General features: G+C 71.2%; 16 protein-coding genes. 8 read left to right on the top strand and 8 right to left on the bottom strand.

Translation table 11 applies throughout. The features are described from left to right. Nucleotides 1-3 precede the first annotated feature (3 nt). Both AB0D93_RS10715 and AB0D93_RS10710 read left to right on the top strand, forming a co-directional pair. Entirely contained in the window at nucleotides 4-912 is a 909-nt protein-coding gene (locus AB0D93_RS10715; RefSeq protein WP_362116405.1) for an LLM class flavin-dependent oxidoreductase, read from the top strand. A 47-nt stretch (nucleotides 913-959) separates the two neighbouring features. Then, nucleotides 960-1,448 carry a GNAT family protein gene (locus AB0D93_RS10710; RefSeq protein ID WP_362116402.1) on the top strand — a complete coding sequence of 163 codons (489 nt, stop codon included), beginning with the start codon at nucleotides 960-962 and terminating at the stop codon, nucleotides 1,446-1,448. A 129-nt stretch (nucleotides 1,449-1,577) separates the two neighbouring features. Here AB0D93_RS10710 and AB0D93_RS10705 read toward each other — a convergent pair whose 3' ends face one another. After that, nucleotides 1,578-2,075: a DinB family protein gene (locus AB0D93_RS10705; protein ID WP_362116399.1), complete on the bottom strand. Its 498-nt coding sequence runs from the start codon at nucleotides 2,073-2,075 to the stop codon at nucleotides 1,578-1,580. A 65-nt stretch (nucleotides 2,076-2,140) separates the two neighbouring features. On the opposite strand from AB0D93_RS10705, the gene AB0D93_RS10700 reads away from it, so the two are divergent. The 5 genes from AB0D93_RS10700 to AB0D93_RS10680 all read left to right on the top strand — a co-directional run bounded on the left by AB0D93_RS10700 (nucleotide 2,141) and on the right by AB0D93_RS10680 (nucleotide 8,748). Further along, nucleotides 2,141-2,926, top strand: a complete 786-nt coding sequence (locus AB0D93_RS10700; protein ID WP_362116396.1) for a class I SAM-dependent methyltransferase — start codon at nucleotides 2,141-2,143, stop codon at nucleotides 2,924-2,926. Nucleotides 2,927-3,663: 737 nt separating this feature from the next. Next, entirely contained in the window at nucleotides 3,664-4,437 is a 774-nt protein-coding gene (locus AB0D93_RS10695) for an isoprenyl transferase (protein ID WP_362116393.1), read from the top strand. Nucleotides 4,438-4,783: 346 nt separating this feature from the next. Further along, nucleotides 4,784-6,109 (top strand): PhoH family protein, encoded by a 1,326-nt coding sequence (locus AB0D93_RS10690; RefSeq protein ID WP_362116390.1) that lies wholly within the window; start codon nucleotides 4,784-4,786, stop codon nucleotides 6,107-6,109. A 382-nt stretch (nucleotides 6,110-6,491) separates the two neighbouring features. Beyond that, entirely contained in the window at nucleotides 6,492-7,211 is a 720-nt protein-coding gene (locus tag AB0D93_RS10685; RefSeq protein WP_362116387.1) for a transglycosylase SLT domain-containing protein, read from the top strand. 178 nt (nucleotides 7,212-7,389) lie between these two features. Then, a complete protein-coding gene (locus AB0D93_RS10680) occupies nucleotides 7,390-8,748 on the top strand; it encodes an AI-2E family transporter (protein WP_362116384.1) in 1,359 nt (452 codons plus the stop codon). Nucleotides 8,749-8,769: 21 nt separating this feature from the next. On the opposite strand, the gene AB0D93_RS10675 is transcribed toward AB0D93_RS10680, so the two are convergent. Both AB0D93_RS10675 and AB0D93_RS10670 read right to left on the bottom strand, forming a co-directional pair. Then, complete coding sequence (locus tag AB0D93_RS10675) at nucleotides 8,770-9,303, bottom strand: alkyl hydroperoxide reductase (RefSeq protein ID WP_362116381.1); 534 nt, start codon at nucleotides 9,301-9,303, stop codon at nucleotides 8,770-8,772. Nucleotides 9,304-9,306: 3 nt separating this feature from the next. Next, entirely contained in the window at nucleotides 9,307-9,861 is a 555-nt protein-coding gene (locus tag AB0D93_RS10670) for a peroxiredoxin (RefSeq protein WP_362116378.1), read from the bottom strand. Between the two features lie 139 nt (nucleotides 9,862-10,000). Between AB0D93_RS10670 and AB0D93_RS10665 the strand changes: the two genes are divergently transcribed. Next, a complete protein-coding gene (locus AB0D93_RS10665; RefSeq protein ID WP_362117210.1) occupies nucleotides 10,001-10,948 on the top strand; it encodes a LysR substrate-binding domain-containing protein in 948 nt (315 codons plus the stop codon). Nucleotides 10,949-11,248: 300 nt separating this feature from the next. Here the strand turns inward: AB0D93_RS10665 and AB0D93_RS10660 are convergent, their stop codons facing one another. From AB0D93_RS10660 to AB0D93_RS10640, 5 genes are all read right to left on the bottom strand, one after another. Continuing rightward, nucleotides 11,249-13,591 carry an FtsX-like permease family protein gene (locus AB0D93_RS10660; RefSeq protein WP_362116375.1) on the bottom strand — a complete coding sequence of 781 codons (2,343 nt, stop codon included), beginning with the start codon at nucleotides 13,589-13,591 and terminating at the stop codon, nucleotides 11,249-11,251. Further along, nucleotides 13,588-14,277, bottom strand: a complete 690-nt coding sequence (locus AB0D93_RS10655; RefSeq protein ID WP_362116372.1) for an ABC transporter ATP-binding protein — start codon at nucleotides 14,275-14,277, stop codon at nucleotides 13,588-13,590. Before AB0D93_RS10655 ends, AB0D93_RS10660 begins: the two co-directional genes overlap by 4 nt. Next, nucleotides 14,274-14,798, bottom strand: coding sequence for a PadR family transcriptional regulator (locus tag AB0D93_RS10650; protein ID WP_362116369.1), 525 nt, complete (start codon nucleotides 14,796-14,798; stop codon nucleotides 14,274-14,276). The genes AB0D93_RS10655 and AB0D93_RS10650 overlap by 4 nt, the downstream gene beginning before the upstream one ends. 100 nt (nucleotides 14,799-14,898) lie before the next feature. Next, nucleotides 14,899-15,126 (bottom strand): hypothetical protein, encoded by a 228-nt coding sequence (locus AB0D93_RS10645; RefSeq protein ID WP_362116366.1) that lies wholly within the window; start codon nucleotides 15,124-15,126, stop codon nucleotides 14,899-14,901. Then, on the bottom strand, nucleotides 15,123-16,061 hold the full coding sequence (locus AB0D93_RS10640) for an SPFH domain-containing protein (RefSeq protein WP_362116363.1): 939 nt from the start codon (nucleotides 16,059-16,061) through the stop codon (nucleotides 15,123-15,125). Before AB0D93_RS10640 ends, AB0D93_RS10645 begins: the two co-directional genes overlap by 4 nt. Between the last annotated feature and the right edge of the window lie 79 nt (nucleotides 16,062-16,140).

The following is a 16,140-nucleotide window of genomic DNA, read 5'->3' as shown; positions in this document are numbered from 1 at the left end:
CAGTTGTCACCCCGCTTCCTCCCCACTAGGAAGAGCCCCATGACTGCACTCGGTGTCGTGTTCCGTCCGCAGCTCCCGCCGGAGCGCCTGCGGGCGGTCGCCCGTCTCGCGGACGACGTGGGGCTCGACGAACTGTGGCTGTGGGAGGACTGTTTCCGGGAGGGCGGCGTCTCGACCGCCGCCGCGGCGCTCGCGTGGACCGAGCGGGTGCGTGTCGGGGTCGGACTGCTGCCCGTGCCCCTCAGGAACGTGGCCCTGACCGCCATGGAGGCCGCGTCCCTGCACCGCATGTTCCCCGGCCGCGCGACCCTTGTCGTCGGGCACGGCGTGCAGGACTGGATGGGACAGGTCGGCGCCCGCGCCGCCTCCCCGCTCACGCTCCTCGGCGAGCATCTCGACGCCCTGCGCGCCCTGTTGGACGGTGAGCGGCTCAGTGTGCGGGGCCGGTACGTCTCGCTGGACGACGTGGCCCTCGACTGGCCGCCGCAGGCAGCGGCACCCGTGTTCGCCGGCGCCACCGGTCCCCGTACGCTCCGCCTCTCCGGCGCCCGGGCCGACGGCACGGTCCTCACCGCTTCCACCTCGGCGGACGGCGTACGGCAGGCCCGCCGGCTCATCGAGGAGGGGCAGAAGGAGGCGGGGCGCGGGGGAGCCCACCAGGTCGTCGTCTACCTGCTCGCCGCCACGGGGCCGGACGCCGGCGACCGGCTGCGGGCCGAACTCGTCGCCGAGGGCCTGGGGGCGGCCACGGACGTGGGGGTGGCGGGCGACGCCGACGCCGTGGCCGCGGCCGTACGGCGGCTCGCCGAGGCCGGTGCCGACACCGTCGTGCTGCAGCCGACCGGGGACGAACCCGACCCGGAGGGGTTCGTGCGGTTCGCCGCCGAGCAGGTCCGCCCGCTGGTGCCGTAACCGCAGGTGGCGAGGCGTTGTCAGAGGCGGCTGCCACACTGCCCCGCATGACCGATGAGCATGGCGAGCACAGCGAAGTGAGCCTGCGGGGCGTCACGGACGACGATCTGTACGTCTTCCTCGCCCATGAACACGACGCGGAGGCCGTCCGGCGGTCGAGGTTCACGCCCCGGCCGCGGGACGCCTTCCTCACGCACTGGCGCGAGCGGGTGCTGGGCGACCCCGACAGCCTGGTGCGGACGGTCACCGTGGGCGGCGAGGTCGCCGGGAACATCGTGTCCTGGACGCAGGGCGAGCGGCGGTTCGTCGGGTACTGGCTCGGGCAGCCGTACTGGGGCCGCGGCGTCGGCACCCGCGCGCTCGGCCTCTTCCTGCAACTGGAGCGCGTACGGCCGTTGTACGCCGACCCCTTCCACGGAAACACCGCCTCCGTCCGCCTGCTGGAGAGACACGGATTCGAGCGGTCCGGCACCGTCCGGCACGGCGAGGACGAGCACATCCTGCTGGTGCTCGGCGGGCCGACGGCGCCCCGATGAGGTCGATGCCCGCAACCGGCCCGCCCGGCCACCGTCCGTGCACCACCCCGCGGCCCGCGAGGCCGGACGCCGGCCTGCTGGACGCGCCGTCGGCCGGGGCGGCGTACGACCTCGCCGCCCCGGCCCTGGTCAGATCCGGTCCGTGACCGGAGGATGGTCGCCGGTGGCGCCGTCGATCAGCTCCCGCAGGATGTCCATGTGACCGGCGTGCCGCGCGGTCTCCTCGACCATGTGGACCAGCGTCCAGCGCAGGCTGACGGTGATCTCCCGCCAGGCCGGGCTGCCCTGGGCGTCCAGGGGCAGCGCGTCGATCACCGCGTCGGCGGCGGCGCGGGCGCGGCCGTAGAAGGCGACGATCCGCTCCGCCGTCTCCTCGGGGGTGACGCGCATGTCGTCGTGGGGGTCGAACCACAGCGGCTCGGCCTCGCCGCCGAACGTCTCCACGAACCAGCCGTACTCGACGCAGGCGAGGTGCTTCACCAGGCCCAGCAGGTTGGTGCCGGACGGTGTCATGGGCCGGCGCAGCTGCTCGTCGTCGAGGCCGTCCAGTTTCCACAGGACGGCGTCCCGGTGCCGGTTCAGGCTCGCGTGCAGGGTCTGCTTCTCCCCGGCGGAGTAAGTCGTCATACGGGTCGTCATGCGGGCGGAAATTAGCAGGCGGCACCGACAGGAGTCCTGCGATCATGGGCGGCATGCCGGTGAACCCTTCCTTCGAGGACCTCGTGGCCGAGGGCGCGGCCGTACCGACCGGGGGCTGGGACTTCTCCTGGTTCGCGGGGCGGGCCACCGAGGAGCGGCCCTCGTGGGGGTACGCCGTGTCGGCGGGGGAGCGGCTGGCCGGGGCCGAGGCCGTGCTCGACGTCCAGACCGGCGGCGGTGAGGTGCTGGACTTCGCGCTGGGCAGGGCCGAGCCGGCCCGGCCGGTGCTGGCCGCCGCGACGGAGGGCTGGCCGCCGAACGTGGCCAAGGCCACCGCGCTGCTGCGGCCGCGCGGGGTGGTGGTCGTCGCCGCGCCGGACGACGCGCCGCTGCCGTTCGCCGACGAGTCGTTCGACCTCGTGCTCAGCAGGCATCCGGTGCGCCCGTACTGGGACGAGATCGCCCGGGTGCTGCGGCCCGGCGGCACGTACTTCGCCCAGCATGTCGGCCCGGCCAGCGTCTTCGAGCTGGTCGAGTACTTCCTCGGGCCGCAGTCCCCGCAGGTGCGCTCCTGCCGGGACCCCGAGCGGGAGCGGGCCGACGCCGAGGCGGCGGGCCTGGAGGTGGCCGGACTGCGGGCGGAGCGGCTGCGGATGGAGTTCCACGACATCGCCGCCGTCGTCCACTTCCTGCGCAAGGTGGTGTGGATGGTCCCGGGCTTCACGGTGGAGGCGTACGCGCCGCGACTGCGTGCGCTGCACGAGCGGATCGAGCGGGAGGGCCCGTTCGTCGCGCACAGCACCCGTCATCTCTTCGAGGTCCGCAAGCCGGCCCGCTGACGGTTCGGGCGGCTCCGGGGCGAAGGCGGCGGAAACCGGCTGAAAACAGTCGCGGTTCACCCACGATCTTCCCGAGGTTTCCACATCGTTACCCTCTTCGGTTCACAGCCGTCCCACCTGTCACGTAAGTTCAGACCAAGGTAATTCGCGTCAGCAAAGCTGCGCGGGCGGCATCGCGCAGTGGAGGGGGCTGCGCGGTGCTGTGCTTGCCGGCGCGGTCGCGCGCATCCCGTAGCGGAACCGTCAAGTCACCGTTCGCCCGCCGGGTAGCCCGTCGGGGGGACCCCCGGGGTGACTCGCCGACATGACCCCAAGGTGGCTTAAACCGCTCGGATCCCTACGAAACATTTCTTATCCGACCGGTTTTCCCTGAGAATCCGCTGTGAACCGGCCATGCGGCCCCCCTGAATCCGGCGTTCCGAGCCCACCGGGGCGTCGCCGGACGATTCCGGAGAGTAGTTGTCTCGCGGCAATGCACCCACCATCCCTCACGAAGGGTTATGGTGGAAACCCCCCCTCGGGCCGGTCCGTCTCCCCCCCACGGACCGGCCCGTTTTTCTTGCCCGCCGTCGGCACGTCCTTCGACGGCACACCGGGAACCTCTCGGCGCGGGCTCGGCGTCCCCACCAGTGGGGCGCGGGAACAGCCCCCCGCCCCGAGCCGGAGCCGAGCCACCGGCGGGGGTAGGCTCAACGGCTCCGCCACCTACCTACCCCGCGCCATCCCCGGAGGGCCACGTGAACCTGCGCGACAGCCTGCGCAGCCTGCTCGTCAGGCTCTACGCACGCCGGGTGGAGGGCCACCTGGACCACGACCAGGTGCCCAAGCACATCGGCGTCATCATGGACGGCAACCGCCGCTGGGCGAAGGCGTCCGGCTCCACCACCGTCCACGGCCACCGGGCCGGTGCGGAGAAGATCGAGGAGTTCCTCGGCTGGTGCACCGAGACCGACGTCGAGGTCGTCACCCTGTGGCTGCTGTCCACGGACAACTTCGACCGGCCGCAGGAGGAACTCGTCCCGCTGCTCGGCATCATCGAGGACGTCGTCCGTACGCTCGCCGCCGACGGCCGCTGGCGCGTGCACCACGTCGGCACGATGGACCTGCTGCCGGCCGGGCTGCAGCACATCCTGAAGGAGGCCGAGGAGGCCACCGCCCACATCGACGGCATAGTCGTCAACGTGGCCATCGGCTACGGCGGCCGGCAGGAGATCGCCGACGCCGTGCGCTCCATGCTGCTCGACGCCCATGACAAGGGCGAGACGCTGCAGGGCCTCGCCGAGTCCGTCGACATCGACATGATCGGCCGTCACCTCTACACCGGGGACCAGCCCGACCCGGACCTCGTCATCCGCACCAGCGGGGAGCAGCGGCTGTCCGGATTCATGCTGTGGCAGACCGCGCACTCCGAGTACTACTTCTGCGAGGTCTTCTGGCCGGCCTTCCGCAAGGTGGACTTCCTGCGCGCGCTGCGCGACTACGCCGCACGTCACCGCCGTTACGGCGGCTGAGCCACACCGAACACCCCGCCGGCCCCAGGGCCGGCGGGGTGTTGCGTTCGCCCCGATTCGGGCAGCCTTAACGAGGAGTTCACCGGCACGCCGATGGCCGCTTTTGCATGGCAGTGCATGTTCGAGGGCATAAGCCAGTCAGGTCGACACCCGAACCACGGGTGTCGGATCTCAGCGGGCGGCTCGGGGCCGTCCGCCCGGGAGGCCCTTTGCACCAGCCCGATCGTGCGGTCACAGCGCGGACGAAGAGGCGGAGGGCCGGTTGCCGGCCCGTGCAGGGCGGCCGTCGACCGGTCCAGCTCCTTCTCGTCGCTCCCCGACCTCATCCGAGGGGGTACGTCCTTCCGTGGTGACCAGCACAAAGCGCCACAAGCCAGACCGGCGCACCTATGTTCTCGACACCAGCGTCCTGCTGGCCGACCCGAACGCCCTGACCCGCTTCGACGAGCACGAGGTCGTGCTCCCCATCGTCGTGGTCACGGAACTGGAGGCCAAGCGGCACCATCCCGAACTCGGCTACTTCGCCCGCCAGGCCCTGCGCCTGCTGGACGACTACCGGGTGAAGAACGGTCGCCTCGACGCCCCCATCCCGATCGGGGAACTGGGCGGGACCGTCCGTGTCGAGCTCAACCACTCGGACCCCAGCGTGCTGCCCACCGGCTACCGCCTGGGGGACAACGACTCCCGCATCCTCGCGGTGGCCCGCAACCTGCAGGCCGAGGGGTACGACGTCACCGTCGTCTCGAAGGACCTGCCCCTGCGGATCAAGGCGTCCTCGGTCGGCCTGCTCGCCGAGGAGTACCGCGCCGAGCTCGCCATCACGGAGAACTCCGGCTGGACCGGAATGTCCGAACTGACGCTCTCCGGCGAACAGGTGGACATCCTCTTCGAGGAAGGGCACCTGTACGTTCCCGAGGCCGCCGAACTGCCCGTGCACACCGGACTGACCATCCACTCCGAGCGCGGCAAGGCGCTCGGCCGGGTCAGCGCCGAGGGCAACGTCCGTCTGGTGCGCGGCGACCGGGAGGCGTTCGGCATCAAGGGTCGCAGCGCCGAGCAGCGCATCGCGCTCGACCTGCTGCTCGACCCGGACGTCGGGATCGTCTCGATGGGCGGCCGGGCCGGCACCGGCAAGTCGGCGCTCGCGCTGTGCGCGGGGCTGGAGGCGGTGCTGGAGCGGCGCCAGCACCAGAAGGTGATGGTCTTCCGGCCGCTGTACGCGGTCGGCGGGCAGGAGCTGGGGTATCTGCCGGGTTCCGAGGCGGAGAAGATGAGCCCGTGGGCGCAGGCCGTCTTCGACACGCTGTCGGCGGTCACCAGCCGCGAGGTCATCGAGGAGGTCACCGCACGCGGCATGCTGGAGGTGCTCCCGCTCACCCACATCCGCGGCCGCTCGCTGCACGACGCGTTCGTGATCGTGGACGAGGCGCAGTCGCTGGAACGGAATGTCCTGCTGACTGTTCTGTCCCGAATCGGCGCCAATTCGCGGGTCGTTCTGACCCATGATGTGGCGCAAAGGGACAATCTGCGCGTGGGGCGCTATGACGGTGTGGTGGCCGTGGTGGAAAAGCTGAAGGGGCATCCGCTCTTCGCGCACGTCACCCTGACCCGATCCGAGAGGTCCCAGATTGCGGCGCTTGTGACCGAAATGCTGGAGGACGGTCACATCTGACCCCACCCGTACGGCAGTTGGCGCCGTCCGGCAAAGGCCAAGAGCCTAGCCGGGCGGCGCCTCGGCGTGTGGAGCTTTCCGGAAATCCGCGGGGCCAAACGGGATGTGAGCTTTCACACTCAACGCAGAATTGCCACCCGGCGTCCGGTTACGGCAGAGTCTCAGTCCTGTCAGGCCCCGCATACGACACACCTGTACCCCCAGCGGTACAGCACCACAGAAGCACCACCAACTCCATAGAGTTCGTCGTATGCCGCCCGAGCACCACGCGGCGCTCCCCCTGAGGGGAGTTGCCCACCGGGCCCGTGCCTCCCGTGACCCCGCAGTTGGGAGGCCAGTGTCAGGGGCACGATTGCGTCCGCCAGGGTCACCGAAGCGGGCGATGCTGGAAGGAAACCGTGTGAGCCGGATTTCGGTCCGGGGATTCGCAGTGGCCTCGGCCACCGCGGTCACCGCCGTCGGAAGCGTCGTCGGAGTTGCCTCGGGCAGCGTCGCGCAGAACAACAACGACGCCGAGGCGACGGCAGCCGACACCACGCTCCTCGCCGACATACCCGAGGGCCAGCAGGCTCAGGTCCAGTCCGCGTCGCTGACGCAGCAGGCCGACGCCCAGGCCATCGCGGCCGACGCGAGCGCCAAGAAGGACGCCGAGGAGGCGGCCCGCAAGGCAGCCGCCGAGACCGCCGTCGCGAAGAAGCAGGCGGCCGAGCAGGAGGCGGCCAAGCAGGCGAAGGCGCGCGCCGAGGCGAAGGCCGCGGCCAGCCGTGACAGCGCCCGCGACTCCTCCAGCTTCCCGGTCCAGAGCAGCTACACGGTCGCGCAGATCCAGGCGATGGCGCGTCAGATGGTGGCGAGCGACCAGTTCCAGTGCTTCAGCAACATCGTGGACCACGAGTCCAGCTGGAACTACCAGGCGACCAACGCCTCCTCCGGCGCCTTCGGTCTCTTCCAGGCCCTGCCCGCCGGTAAGTACGCCTCCGCCGGCGCCGACTGGCGGACCAACCCGGCGACCCAGATCAAGTGGGGCCTGAACTACATGAACAGCCGGTACGGCAGCCCCTGCCAGGCCTGGTCGTTCTGGTCGGCCAACCACTGGTACTAGGCGTTCCGCCGGGTCCGGCCGACTGAGCGCCTGCGCACGTCGAGCCGCCCCGCTCAACCTCGCGCGGCCCCTCCCCGTCCTCAGGGGAGGGGCTTTCGCACTGTACGGTCGTACCCGGACGCCTCCAGGGGGAGGAGAGGTGGCGAGCACGCGGGGACGCGGGGGAAGAGGACGGATCATGTCGCGAGTGCCAGGGTGGCTCGGCAAGCTCGGTGCCGGTCTCACCGAGATGAGCGAGCGCCTGGACGAGCGCCGTGCGGAGGTGGAGCGGGAGCAAGACCCGGACGCCCCGGAATCCTCCGACTTCCCGAAGGTCCCACCGCAGCCCGCCGCCCCGGAACCCGCCGTCCCGGAACCCGCCGCCGAGGCCGCCGTACCGCCCGCCCGCCGGCCCGCGCCCGCGGCCGGACACCGGCCGGACCCCGCCGAGGCCGTCCCCTGGGGTGTGCGCGTCGCGGCCGAGGCCGGCTGGCGCCTGCTGGTCCTCGCCGGCACCGTCTGGGTGCTGATGCGGGTCATCAGCGCGGTCCAGCTGGTGGTGTTCGCCTTCGTCATCGCGCTGCTCGTGACCGCGCTGCTGCAGCCGACGGTCGCCCGGCTCACCCGGCGCGGGGTACCGCGCGGCCTGGCCACCGCGCTGACCGCCATCAGCGGGTTCGTCGTCATAGGGCTGATGGGCTGGTTCGTGACCTGGCAGGTCATGGAGAACATCGACACGCTCTCCAACCAGATCCAGTCCGGCATCGACGACCTGCGGGACTGGCTGCTGAAGAGCCCCTTCCACGTCACCGACAAGCAGATCAACCAGATCGCCAAGAACCTCCGTGAGGCGATCGGCGCCAACGCCGACCAGATAACGTCCGCAGGACTGGAGGGCGTTCAGGTCATCATCGAGGCCCTCACCAGCATCCTGCTGGTGTTCTTCTCGACGCTGTTCCTGCTCTACGACGGCCGACGCATCTGGGAGTGGTTCCTCAAGCTGGTGCCCTCCGCGGCCCGCCCGGGCGTGGCAGGTGCCGGCCCGCGTGCCTGGCGGACCCTGACGGCCTACGTCCGGGGCACGGTCCTGGTCGCCCTGATCGACGCGATCTTCATCGGCATCGGCATCTACTTCCTCAACGTGCCGATGGCCGTGCCGCTGGCCGTGTTCATCTTCCTGTTCTCGTTCATCCCGCTCGTCGGCGCCGTCGCCTCCGGCGCGCTCGCGGTGATCGTGGCGCTGGTGACCCAGGGCGTCTTCACCGCTGTCATGACCCTGGTGGTCGTGCTCGCGGTCCAGCAGATCGAGGGCCATGTCCTGCAGCCGTTCATCCTGGGCCGCGCGGTCCGCGTCCACCCGCTGGCGGTCGTCCTCACGGTCGCGACCGGTGGCATGGTGGCCGGCATCGGCGGCGCGGTGGTGGCCGTACCGCTGGTGGCGGTGACGAACACGGTGGTCGGGTACCTGCGGCAGTACTCGGAGGAGCTCCAGCGGCAACAGGCCGCACCGGAGGAGACCGTCGCCCAGAACGCCGAAGACCCCGTCCACCAGGAGTGAACGGGGTCTTCAGGGGGTGGCCTACTCGGCCAGCACCGCCTCCGCGTCGAGGGTGACGCCGACCGCCTGGATCACCGAGGCGATCTTGAACGCCTCCTGGACGACCTCGCGCTCCACGCCGGCCTTGCGCAGCACCTGCTCGTGCGAGTCCAGGCACATGCCGCAGCCGTTGATCGCGGACACCGCGAACGACCACAGCTCGAAGTCGACCTTCTCCACGCCCGGGTTGCCGATGACGTTCATCCGCAGGCCCGCGCGCAGGGTGCCGTACTCGTGGTCGGACAGCAGGTGACGCGTCCGGTAGAAGACGTTGTTCATCGCCATGATCGCGGCGGCCGACTTGGCGGCCGTGTACGCCTCCGGCGTGAGGTTCGCCTTCGCCTCCGGCTCCAGCTCACGCAGCACGATCGGGGAGCGGGAGGCGATGGCGGTCGCCAGCACCGTGCCCCACAGCTGCTGCGCCGGCAGGTCGGAGTTGCCGATGACCGAGCCCAGGTTGAGCTTCAGGTCCTTGGCGTAGTCCGGGACGCGGGACTTCAGCGAGTCGAGCGACATGGGTCACTCACCGGCCAGCAGCGCGACCGGGTCCAGGGTGTTCTCGCCCTTGGTCCAGTTGCACGGGCACAGCTCGTCGGTCTGCAGGGCGTCCAGGACCCGCAGGACCTCCTTGGGGTTACGGCCCACGGAACCGGCGGTGACCATGGTGAACTGGATCTCGCGGTTCGGGTCGACGATGAAGACGGCGCGCTGCGCGAAGCCGTCCTCGCCCTCGATGCCCAGGTCGCGCATCAGCTCGTGCTTGGAGTCGGCCATCATCGGGAACGGCAGGTCGGTCAGGTCCGGGTGGTCCTTGCGCCAGGCGTGGTGGACGAACTCGGAGTCACCGGAGAAGCCGAGGATCTGGGCGTCGCGGTCGGCGAACTCGTCGTTCAGCTTGCCGAACGCGGCGATCTCGGTCGGGCACACGAAGGTGAAGTCCTTGGGCCACGCAAAAACGACCAACCACTTGCCCTCGTAGGTCTTGTGGTGGATCTGCTCGAACTCCTTGCCCTTCTCCAGCGAGACGCAGGCGGTCAGTTCGAACTCGGGGAACTTGTCACCGACAGTGAGCACACGCTCTCCTTGCAGCGAGGAAGGACCCCTTTTGAGGATCCTTCCCATGGGTTGGACTCCGTCGATGCTGGCACAGGGTGCATTGATTCGGGAAATAGCTACACTCGGTCATGTTGATCGGAGGTGGTTATCAGTGACCATGGGTAACGGCAAGCGGAGGCAGCCGAGCCTCGCCCAGCTGCGTGCCTTCGCCGCCGTCGCCGAGCATCTGCACTTCCGGGACGCGGCGGCCGCCATCGGGACGAGCCAGCCCGCCCTGTCGGGTGCGGTCTCGGCGCTGGAGGAGACCCTCGGGGTGACCCTCCTCGAGCGTACGACGCGCAAGGTGCTGCTCTCGCCCGCCGGCGAGCGGCTCGCGGTGCGGGCGAAGGCGGTGCTGGACGCGGTCGGTGCGCTGCTGGAGGAGGCCGAGGCGGTCCGGGCGCCGTTCACGGGCGTCCTGCGCCTCGGCGTGATCCCGACCGTGGCGCCGTACCTCCTGCCGACCGTGCTGCGGCTGGTCCACGAGCGCTATCCGCACCTCGACCTCCAGGTGCACGAGGAGCAGACCGCCAGCCTGATCGAGGGCCTGGGCTCCGGCCGTCTCGACCTGCTGTTGCTGGCGGTCCCGCTCGGCGTGCCCGGTGTCGTCGAACTCCCGCTGTTCGACGAGGACTTCGTGCTCGTCACCCCGCTCGACCACTGGCTCGGCGGCCGCGAGGGCATCCCGCGCGAGGCGCTGAAGGAGCTGAACCTGCTGCTCCTGGACGAGGGCCACTGCCTGCGCGACCAGGCCCTGGACATCTGCCGCGAGGCCGGCCGCGAGGACGCCCCGGTGACCACGACGGCCGCCGGGCTCTCGACCCTGGTCCAGCTGGTCGCCGGCGGCCTCGGCTGCACGCTGCTGCCGCGTACGGCGCTGAAGCTGGAGACGACGCGCAGCAGCCAGCTCCTCACCGGGTACTTCGCGGACCCGGCGCCGAGCCGCCGGGTCGCCTTCGCGATGCGGGCGGGGGCGGCGCGGTCCGCCGAGTACGAGGAGTTGGCCGCCGCTCTGCGAGGGGCGCTCGGGGCCCTGCCGGTGCGGGTGCTGGAAGCTTCCGTTTAGCGCTCCGGCCGGCCCGTTCCGGTGCGGGCCGACGCGGCGGAGTCGCGTGTCGCGCGCGGTCCCGTGGCCCTCCGGCGCGCTACTCCGTGCGCAGGCCCTCCGGGCGCATCAGCCGGACCAGCGGCGGCAGGCTCAGCGCGGTCACCGCGAGGACCACCGCCCCGCCGGGTACGAGGAGTTGGCCGCCGCTCTGCGAGGGGCGCTCGGGGCCCTGAGGTGCGGGTGCTGGAAGCTTCCGTTTAGCGCTCCGGCCGACCGGTTCCGGTGCGCGCCCACGCGGTCCCGTGCCCCTCCGGCGCGCTACTCCGTGCGCAGGCCCTCCGGGCGCATCAGCCGGACCAGTGGCGGCAGGCTCAGCGCGGTCACCGCGAGGACCACCGCCCCGCCGACGCCGGTCATGGACAGCATGCTCGACCAGTCCACGCCCACGGTCACCCCCACCATCTTCAGCAGCACCGCGCCCAGTGTCAGCCCCACGGCCGAGGCGAGCAGCAGGCCCAGGGCAACGGGGATGGCCGTCTGCCACAGCACCGACATGCTCAGGGTGCGCCGCCGGGTCCCGAAGGCGACCAGCGACGACAGCAGCTTCCTGCGCTCGCGCAACTGCTCCAGCTGGGAGACCAGCAGGCTCACGCCGATCAGCGCCAGCACACAGACGGCGCCGGCGAACGTGCCGGTGCGGATGGAGGCGAACTGCGCCGACCGCTCGGTGGCCCGCCAGATCATCGGGTCCGAGAACGGGTCGATCGCCGCTGCCGTGTTGCGGACGTACTCCGGCACGTCCGGCACCGAACCGTCGTACCAGACGTACACCGATCCGGTCAGCGTGCGGCTCGCCCGGTCGGGGACGGCGCCCGGGGTGGCCAGCACACCGCTCTCCCTGAGATCGGTCAGACCGGGGATCGCGCGGCCCTTCTCCAGTCCCCTCGGCACGGTCCACACGACGTCCGGGCCTCCGCCCTCGCCGTTGCTCGTGTCGATGTGCAGGGTCCGGCCGGGCCGGGCGAGCTTCGCCACGTCGGCGTCCCGGTCCCCGCCGGTCACCGCGAAGACGTCACCGTCGTGGCAGTCCGGCAGGTCGGCCATCTCGCGCAGCGAGGCACAGGTGCCCACGGTGAGCCCGACGGAGTTCGCCGGCCCCCGGTCGCGGCTCCAGGGCCCGTCGCCCAGGGTGGTGCTGCCCAGCGCGGTGGCCTTGCGCACGCCCTTGGTCGCGGTGAACTTCCCGGCGGTCGTCAGGAAGGGAATCCCCCGTGACAGGTTGACCTGCATCTGCGGCTGCTCGGCGTGCTGGGCGGGGGTCTTGGTGTAGTCGCCCTCGATGCCCGCGAACAGCATCTGCAGCGCGATCGCACCGGCCACCGCGACCGCGATGCCGCTCACCATCCGGGCGGCCGTACCGCTGCCCAACTGCAGCCGCCGTACGGCCAGTTGCCAGGCCACCCCGCCGCGTCCGAGCCGGGCCACGAACGCCTCCACGACCCACGGCAGCAGCGCGGTCACCCCGAAGAGCAGCAGCAGGACGCCGCCGATCACCAGGTACTCGTTGAAGTTGCCGTTGTTGCGGCCCTGTCCGATCATCGGCGCGAGGCACGCCAGTCCGCCCAGCGGCAGCAGCAGCCGCCACCACAGCCTGCGGCGCGCCGGCCGGGCGGTGCGGACCACGCCCAGCGGCTCGATGACCACCCCGCGCAGCGCGAACAGGGTGACCAGCACCGCCGCCGCCGGAACGGCGAGGGCGACCAGGGCGGCCAGCGCCGGGGAAGGGTTGAGATAGCTGGGGAACACGCTGATGCCCACGATCTCGACCGAGGCCGCGGACTGCCGGCCGAGCAGGAAGAAGACCGTGCCGAAGACCAGGCCCACCAGGGATCCGGCGAGCGCCTCGCCGGCCGCGATCCGCCGGGTCATCCGGCTGTCCGAGCCCACCAGCCGCAGCGCCGCCAGCCTGCGGTCGCGCCGCTCACCGCCGAACCGTACGGCCGTGGCGATGAACACGGTGACCGGCATCAGCAGCACCGTGAACACGACCAGCACCAGCAGGATCAGCACGGGGTCGGCCTTCTTCGACGGTGACGCCTGCGGATTGCCGAAGTGGGTGATCCGGGCGGTCCGCCAGCCGTCCATGCGCGAGGCCAGGTTCTGCGCGCCGGCGTAGTAGGCGAGTTCCCGCGAGCCGACGAGCCCGGGTTCGGCGATGGTTCCGGTGATCCGGTACGGCAGCCGCTCGCGCAGCAGCGTGCCGTCACCGGAGCCGAGCAGTTCCTTCAGCGCGGGGGAGACGACCATCTCGCCCGGCGCCGGGTACTTCGTGAGGCCCGGGGCGAGCGGTGCCCGCGGACCCTCGGGCTCCACCAGGCGGCCGCGCACGTCCATGCCGTGGTACGTCGTGTCGACGTCGGAGATCACCAGCGTGTTCGCGGCCTTCGTCCGCTTCGGGCCGTAGGTGTAGTCCATGCGGGCGTCGTTGCGCTGGTCCCGCACCGCCAGCGCGGTCGGGAGCGCGGTCGTCAGCAGCAGCAGCGCCACACCGAGCCCCACGCCGACCGCCGTCAGCAGCACCCGGATCCAGCCCTCGCGCCCGCCGGTGAAGGCGAACCGGACCCCCATGCCGAGATCCCGGCCCCACTGCCGGGCGTTCATATGGCGCGCTCCATGTCCCGGGACCTGCCGTCGCGTACGACGATCTCGCGGTCGGAGTAGGCGGCCACCCTGGCCTCGTGCGTGACCAGGACGACGGCCGCGTTGGTGGAGCGGGCCGCGTCGGTCAGCAGCTCCATCACGCGCTCGCCGTTGAGGGAGTCCAGCGCGCCGGTCGGCTCGTCGGCGAACAGCACCCGGGGCCCGGTGACCAGGGACCGTGCCACCGCGACGCGCTGCCCCTGGCCGCCGGAGACCTCGCCGGGCCGCTTGTCCCGGAGGTCGTCCACCTCCAGGCGCTCCATCCAGGTGAGCGCGGCCCGCTCGGCCTGCTTGCGGGAGGTGCCGTTCAGCCGCAGCGGCAGGGCCACGTTCTCCACGCAGGTCAGCTCGGGGACGAGCTGGCCGAACTGGAAGACGAACCCGAACTCGCTGCGCCGGAGCGCACTGCGCTGGGCGTCGCTCATGCCGGCCAGTTCACGGCCGTCGTAGGTGATGGACCCGGAGTCGGGCGGCACGATGCCGGCGAGGCAGTGCAGCAGCGTCGACTTGCCGGAGCCGGAGGGGCCCATCACGGCGACGACCTCGCCGGGGTGGATGGAGAACGCGGCGCCGTCGAGCGCGACCGTGGGGCCGTAGGCCTTGCGCAGGTTGTCGGCGACGAGCAGGGAGCCTGCGGGAGCGGTCACTTGGCCACCTCCGCACGGAGCTTGTCGAGGCGCGCGGCGGCCAGTTCCAGCCAGCGCAGGTCGGCCTCCAGGTGGAACAGCGCGTGGTCGCAGATCAGCTGGTCCGCGAGGTCGCCCTTGCGCTTGCGGTCGGTGAGGATCCGCATGCTGCGCAGGTGCTCGGAGCGCTGGGTGTCGAGGATGTCGGCCGCGTTCCGGTTGGTCAGCAGCGCGAGGACGACCTTGGTGTACAGGGTCGACTGGAGGTACTCCTCCGGCTTCTCCGGCGTGGCGAGCCAGCGCTCGACGTCCGTGACGCCGGCGTCGGTGATGGCGTACCGCTTGCGCTCGGGACCGTCGCCCGCCTCGATCCCGTCGACCTCCACGAGGCCGTGCTTCAGCAGCCGGGACATCGTGGAGTAGACCTGGCCGTAGTGCAGTGGCCGGTCGTGACCGAACTTCTCGTCGAAGGCCCGCTTCAGGTCGTAGCCGTGGCGCGGGCCGGACTCCAGGAGCCCCAGGAGGGTGTGACCGATGGACATGCGAAGCACTCTACACACGGTGTATACGCCGCATGTATACGCGGAGTGCGGTGGCCGTGGCAGGGGGTACGGCGGCCCTGGTAGGGGCCGATTGTCACAGTTACGAAACAGGGGGCCGGCCGCGACGCGGCAGCGGTCCGGTGTCCTTCGGCAGCCGCCCCGCCTCCGCCAGCGCCTTGCGCAGCAGGAACTCGATCTGCGCGTTGGCCGACCGCAGCTCGTCGCCGGCCCAGCGGGCCAGTGCCTCGTACACCGACGGGTCGAGCCGCAGCAGCACCTGCTTGCGCTGCTGCGGCCGCCGCTTCGGAGTCTCCGAAGGATCCGTCACTGGTAGAGGGTCCCGGTGTTGAGGACCGGCTGCGGGGCCCGGTCGCCGCACAGCACCACCATCAGGTTGGACACCATCGCCGCCTTGCGCTCCTCGTCCAGTTCCACGATGTCCGCCTCCGCGATGCGGCCGAGCGCCGCCTCGACCATGCCGACCGCGCCGTCCACGATCTGCCGCCGCGCGGCCACGACCGCGCCGGCCTGCTGCCGCTGGAGCATCGCCGAGGCGATCTCGGGAGCGTACGCGAGATGGGTGAAGCGCGACTCGATGATCCGCACTCCGGCCGCCTGCACCCGCGCCTGCAGCTCGACGGCCAGCTTCTCGGTGATCTCCTCGGCGTTGCCGCGCAGTGACAGCCCGGCCTCGTCGTGGGCGTCGTAGGGGTACTCGATCGCGATGTGCCGTACGGCCGTCTCGGTCTGGGTGGCGACGAACTCGGCGAAGTCGTCCACCTCGAAGGTGGCCTGCGCGGTGTCCTGGACCTTCCAGACCACGACCGCGGCCAGCTCGATCGGGTTGCCGTAGGCGTCGTTGACCTTCAGTACGGCGGTCTCGTGGTTGCGCACCCGGGTGGAGATGCGGGTCCGTGAGGTGAAGGGGTTCACCCAGCGCAGGCCGTCCTGCCGGATCGTGCCCCGGTAGCGCCCGAAGAGCTGGACGACCCGGGCCTCGCCGGGCGCGACGGTGTTCAGGCCGCGCAGCGAGATGACGGCGGCGAGGAAGACGACGATCCCGGCGACGACGAGCCCGCCCTTGGCGCCGGCGGCGGAGACGGCCGAGGCGGCGGCGAGCAGCGCGGCGGTGGCGCCGAGCCCGAGCAGGCCGAGCAGCAGGGCGAGCCCGCCGCCGATGCTGTGCGCGGTGAACTCCCGCACCCGCGGCGCGGGCATCTCGGGCACGTCGAGTGCGTCGGGAGTGGAGTCGTTGGCGGTCATGGTGGTCCCCGTTCCGGTGGTGCCTATCTTCTGCCTAGCTAAGTGATATCACTTTTACGCCCGAAGGCAACCCTGTGAC

The organism is Streptomyces sp. NPDC048191, assembly GCF_040652655.1.
In the GTDB taxonomy this organism is placed as follows: Bacteria; Actinomycetota; Actinomycetes; order Streptomycetales; family Streptomycetaceae; genus Streptomyces.
Note: the sequence above shows the minus strand (reverse complement) of the source record. Positions and strands in the feature narration are given on the sequence as shown.

Excerpts from the sequence above, each read along its gene's own strand:
- AB0D93_RS10710 (WP_362116402.1), top strand. The coding sequence starts at position 960 with ATGACCGATGAGCATGGCGAGCACAGCGAAGTGAGCCTGCGGGGCGTC.
- AB0D93_RS10705 (WP_362116399.1), bottom strand. The coding sequence starts at position 2,075 with ATGACGACTTACTCCGCCGGGGAGAAGCAGACCCTGCACGCGAGCCTG.
- AB0D93_RS10700 (WP_362116396.1), top strand. The coding sequence starts at position 2,141 with ATGCCGGTGAACCCTTCCTTCGAGGACCTCGTGGCCGAGGGCGCGGCC.
- AB0D93_RS10685 (WP_362116387.1), top strand. The coding sequence starts at position 6,492 with ATGCTGGAAGGAAACCGTGTGAGCCGGATTTCGGTCCGGGGATTCGCA.
- AB0D93_RS10680 (WP_362116384.1), top strand. The coding sequence starts at position 7,390 with ATGTCGCGAGTGCCAGGGTGGCTCGGCAAGCTCGGTGCCGGTCTCACC.
- AB0D93_RS10675 (WP_362116381.1), bottom strand. The coding sequence starts at position 9,303 with ATGTCGCTCGACTCGCTGAAGTCCCGCGTCCCGGACTACGCCAAGGAC.
- AB0D93_RS10665 (WP_362117210.1), top strand. The coding sequence starts at position 10,001 with ATGGGTAACGGCAAGCGGAGGCAGCCGAGCCTCGCCCAGCTGCGTGCC.
- AB0D93_RS10660 (WP_362116375.1), bottom strand. The coding sequence starts at position 13,591 with ATGAACGCCCGGCAGTGGGGCCGGGATCTCGGCATGGGGGTCCGGTTC.
- AB0D93_RS10650 (WP_362116369.1), bottom strand. The coding sequence starts at position 14,798 with ATGTCCATCGGTCACACCCTCCTGGGGCTCCTGGAGTCCGGCCCGCGC.
- AB0D93_RS10640 (WP_362116363.1), bottom strand. The coding sequence starts at position 16,061 with ATGACCGCCAACGACTCCACTCCCGACGCACTCGACGTGCCCGAGATG.